Origin of the sequence: Wenyingzhuangia sp. 2_MG-2023 (assembly GCF_030548295.1) — a bacterium.
Taxonomy (GTDB): domain Bacteria; phylum Bacteroidota; class Bacteroidia; order Flavobacteriales; family Flavobacteriaceae; genus Wenyingzhuangia.
The window spans coordinates 1-1,572 of record NZ_JAUOSB010000051.1 but is presented as its reverse complement, the minus strand read 5'-3'; the positions used below and the strand labels follow the sequence as shown (position 1 = coordinate 1,572).

General features: G+C 30.3%; 2 protein-coding genes. Both read right to left on the bottom strand.

Features of this window, described 5'->3' with window-relative positions; all coding sequences use genetic code 11:
- Positions 1–270: 270 nt before the first annotated feature.
- Entirely contained in the window at positions 271–849 is a 579-nt protein-coding gene (locus Q4548_RS16590; protein ID WP_303457127.1) for an NAD(P)H-dependent oxidoreductase, read from the bottom strand.
- Between the two features lie 60 nt (positions 850–909).
- Positions 910–1,491 (bottom strand): Crp/Fnr family transcriptional regulator, encoded by a 582-nt coding sequence (locus Q4548_RS16585; RefSeq protein ID WP_336622749.1) that lies wholly within the window; start codon positions 1,489–1,491, stop codon positions 910–912.
- Between the last annotated feature and the right edge of the window lie 81 nt (positions 1,492–1,572).

Below are 1,572 nucleotides of genomic sequence, written 5' to 3'. Positions count from 1 at the left end.
TCAATTCTCTAAGAATCTTTATAATTTCTGTAGCTGCTAAAAATTCGACCGAATTTTACTGACTGTTAAAGCTAACGTCTCCGTATATGAAACGTAGCGTGTAAAAAGACGCTATCGTTTCGGATTATACACGAGCCGAATTTTTATTTTTTCTATTTATCTTTTAATTTCTAAATATACAAAAATAAAAATTTGGCGGACTTAATAAATAAGCAAAAACCTTTCGGAAAGCCTGAAATAGCTATGTTTTATATACATTGTTGGCAGTAGTTATTTCACGCTTTCGCCTAACAATGTTACTTTTTTTAACCACTTTTCTCTAAAATCCAAAGTTGAATTTTTTATTGAAGCAATATAAGTCGTTTTTACAGGACTTATTCCGCAAAATTTTAAAGTTCCGTTTTTAAATTGGTTGATTGTCGGGCTTTTCATTATTAGAAAATCATACCATTTTGGTGTATCAGCCGTAATAATTATTCGTGCAGATTTTCCTTTCAGTAGTTTTTCAGGTAATGCTTTTCCCTCAATTGGTTGATATGTAATTGACGGTAAAAATGTTCTGTCTATAAATCCTTTCATAATAGCTGGGTAACCATACCACCACATTGGAAATACCCAAACAATATGGTCTGCTTTTTTAATTTTTTCTATGGCTTTTACCAAGTCAGGCTCCAATTCCATTCGTTTCCGATAACCAAATTGCAGATTAGGATTAAATTCCAATTCCGCAATGTTAATTTGAGATATTATAGAATTTGTTTTATTTGCTCCTTTTAAGTAGGCTTCCGATAATGCGTAATTAAAGCTCTCTTTGTCAGGATGTCCGTTTATTATTAATACTTGTTTCATATTTATTCTTTGTTTTGTGCAAAGAACAATACTTCGTTACTTATTTAAAAGGACATTTGTCTAATACGTAATCGTTTTTCTTATTCTACTTAAATGTCTTTGTGTAATTCCTAAATATGAAGACAGAAAATTTAAGGGAATTGATTGTAAATATTCAGGTTGATTTATTAGTAAATCCTTGTATTTTTTTTCTGCTGATTCTTTTTGCAACAAGAAAACTCTTTTTTCCATTTTGATGTATTCCTGTTCAGCTATTAATTTGAAAAATTTCAGCCAATTTGTACTTGATTTCTCTAAAATTAAAATTTCTTCTCTTGATATAGTTAATAACTCTATATCTGTTAATGCTTGAATATTTTCAATTGTTTTTGTTTGAGATAAGAAAGAAGAGTAAGCACTAACAAATGAATTTGAAAAGGTAAAACAATAGGTAACTTCTTCTTCAGATGATGAGTAATAAAACGACCTAAATAAGCCAGAAACTACAAATGCCACTTCTTTAGATATTCTATTTTCTTTGATAAAAAAATCGCCTTTTCTCAATCTCTTCTTCCGAACTTTACTTTCAAAAAGGTCAATTTCTTTTTCGGTTAAAATATCAAATGTTTGTAGGTAGTTCCTCATTTTTTTAATTACTGCCAACGGTTTTGGCTAGGATTAGTGCGGGAAGAAAAGGAGCAGAGCCTTTTCGAACACGGACTAAGCCGAAGCCTTTTTTTTGGT